Source organism: Limnohabitans sp. Rim8 (assembly GCF_945869175.1).
In the GTDB taxonomy this organism is placed as follows: domain Bacteria; phylum Pseudomonadota; class Gammaproteobacteria; order Burkholderiales; family Burkholderiaceae_C; genus Limnohabitans_A.
The window spans coordinates 1-3,111 of record NZ_CAMBNZ010000136.1; the positions used below are offsets into that span (position 1 = coordinate 1).

At 60.0% G+C, this 3,111-nt stretch carries 2 protein-coding genes; both read left to right on the top strand.

Translation table 11 applies throughout. The annotated features are described in order from the left end of the window. Nucleotides 1-441: DNA polymerase III subunit beta (locus tag Q0O19_RS13965; protein WP_295523981.1), on the top strand; the 441-nt coding region annotated here is incomplete at its 5' end. A gap of 85 nt (nucleotides 442-526) precedes the next feature. Next, the coding region (gene gyrB / locus Q0O19_RS13970) for a DNA topoisomerase (ATP-hydrolyzing) subunit B (protein WP_295523983.1) at nucleotides 527-3,111 on the top strand (2,585 nt) is incomplete at its 3' end.

Genomic DNA, 3,111 nt, shown 5'->3' on the forward strand with positions numbered 1-3,111 from the left:
AACCAGGCCAAGTTCAGCTTTGACGGCATGGAGTTCGTGACCAAGTTGGTCGAGGGCAAGTTTCCCGACTACAACCGCGTCATCCCCAAAGGCCACAGCAACAACCTGACCTTGGGCCGCCAAGCCCTGTTGTCTTGCCTGCAGCGCACTGCCATCCTGACCAGCGACAAGTTCAAGGGCGTGCGTCTGAACCTCGACCCCGGCAGCTTGCGCGTGGCCTCCACCAACGCCGAGCAAGAAGAAGCTGTGGACGAACTCGACATCGACTACGGCGGCGACAGCATCGAGATCGGCTTCAACGTGACCTACATCATCGACGTGCTCAGCAACATGGGCCAAGACATGGTTCGCATCGATCTGGCCGACGCCAACAGTTCGGCGTTGATCACGGTCCCCGAGAACGAGAACTTCAAATATGTGGTGATGCCGATGCGCATTTAAGGCCCGCGCCCTACGGCCATAGACCTTACCGAAACCCGCGACCCTTCGCGGGTTTCGGCCATTCAAGCGACAGAGAAAAATTGACATGACCGACGACATCAAACCCAGCGAAGACGCTTTCACCACCGCTCAACCCAAGATTGACGCCAACCAAGCGGGCGCATCCGAAGGTTACGGCGAAGGCTCCATCCAGATTCTGGAAGGCCTGGAGGCCGTGCGCAAACGCCCTGGCATGTACATCGGCGACACCTCTGACGGCACGGGCCTGCACCACCTGGTGTTCGAGGTCGTGGACAACTCGATCGACGAAGCACTGGCTGGCCACTGCGACGACATCGTGGTCACCATCCACTCCGACAACTCGATTTCCGTGACCGACAACGGCCGCGGCATCCCCACCGGCGTGAAGATGGACGACAAGCACGAGCCAAAGCGCAGTGCCTCCGAAATCGCCTTGACCGAACTGCACGCAGGCGGCAAATTCAACCAGAACAGCTACAAGGTCTCGGGCGGTTTGCACGGCGTGGGCGTGTCTTGCGTGAACGCGTTATCCAAGTGGCTGCGTCTGACGGTGCGCCGCGAAGGCAAAGTCCACCAAATCGAGTTTGCCAAAGGCTTTGTGCAAAACCGTTTGCTCGACACCGTGGATGGGGTTGAAGTTTCGCCCATGCGCGTGACGGGCGCCACCGACAAGCGTGGCACCGAAGTGCACTTTTTGCCTGACGTGGAAATTTTCACGCAGAACACCGATTTCCATTACGAAATCTTGGCCAAGCGTTTGCGCGAGTTGTCCTTCCTGAACAACGGTGTGCGCATTCGCCTCAAAGACGAGCGCAGCGGCAAGGAAGACGACTTCTCGGGCGCTGGTGGCGTCAAAGGCTTTGTGGACTTCATCAACGCCAACAAAAAAGTGCTGCACCCCAACGCCTTCCACGCCAACGGTGAGCGTCCGGCCGACAGCTACGGCGGCATCCCTGGCACCAGCATCGGTGTCGAAGTGGCGATGCAATGGAACGACGGCTACAACGAGTCGGTGCTGTGTTTCACCAACAACATTCCCCAGCGTGACGGTGGCACCCACCTGACGGGCCTGCGTGCGGCGATGACCCGCGTGATTGGCAAGTACATCGAGAAAAACGAAATCGCCAAAAAGCAAAAAGTCGAAGTCAGCGGCGACGACATGCGTGAAGGCCTGTGCTGCGTGTTGAGCGTGAAAGTGCCCGAACCCAAATTCAGCAGCCAAACCAAAGACAAGCTCGTGTCCAGCGAAGTGCGTGCCCCGGTGGAAGACATCGTGGCCAAGGCCTTGACCGACTTTTTGGAAGAGCGCCCCAATGACGCCAAGATCATCTGCGGCAAGATTGTGGAAGCCGCCCGTGCCCGCGAAGCCGCCCGCACAGCCCGCGAAATGACGCGCCGCAAAGGCGTGCTCGATGGCATGGGCCTGCCCGGAAAATTGGCCGACTGCCAAGAAAAAGACCCGGCCTTGTGCGAAATCTACATCGTCGAGGGCGACTCCGCTGGCGGCTCGGCCAAGCAAGGCCGCGACCGCAAATTCCAGGCCATCTTGCCCCTGCGCGGCAAAATCTTGAACGTGGAAAAAGCCCGCTATGAAAAGCTGCTGACCAGCAACGAAATCGTCACGCTCATCACCGCCTTGGGCACCGGCATCGGCAAAGCCACCGCCGAATCCGGCAAGAGCGGCACCGACGACTTCAACGTCGACAAACTGCGTTACCACCGCATCATCATCATGACCGACGCCGACGTGGACGGCGCGCACATCCGCACCCTGTTGCTGACGTTCTTCTACCGCCAAATGCCCGATTTGGTCGAGCGTGGCCACATCTACATTGCCCAGCCACCGCTCTACAAAGTCAAGGCCGGCAAAGAAGAGCTGTACCTGAAAGACGGCCCGGCGCTCGACGGCTTTTTGCTGCGCATCGCGCTCAAAGACGCCAGCATCAGCACCGGCGGCGCTGCGCCCCAAGTGCTCACAGGCGAAACGCTTGAAGCCTTGGCCCGCAAACACCAGTTGGCCGAACACGTCATTGCCCGCTTGTCCAACTTCATGGACGCCGAAGCTTTGCGCGCCATGGCTGACGGCGTCTCGCTGAACCTGGACGGCATGGAACAAGCGGCGGCGTGTGCTCCTGCGCTGCAAGCCAAACTGCGCGAACTCAACACCACCGGCATCCCGGCCGAAGTGACCGCCGAGTTTGATGTGCGCACCGACAAGCCCATCTTGCGCATCAGCCGCCGCCACCACGGCAACATCAAAAGCAGCATCATCACGCAAGACTTTGTGCACGGTGCCGACTACGGCGCATTGGCCGAAGCTGCCGAGACTTTCCGCGGTCTCCTCTCCGAAGGTTCCAAAGCCTTGCGCGGTGAAGGCGAACGCCAGAAAGAAGAAAAAGTAGGCGACTTCCGCCAGGCCATGCATTGGCTCATCAGCGAAGCCGAACGCACCACCAGCCGCCAGCGCTACAAAGGCTTGGGCGAGATGAACCCCGCTCAGCTGTGGGAAACCACCATGGACCCCACCGTGCGCCGCCTGCTGCGCGTGCAGATCGACGACGCCATCGAAGCCGACCGCGTGTTCACCATGCTCATGGGCGACGAAGTCGAGCCACGCCGCAACTTCATCGAGAGCAACGCTTTGCGGGC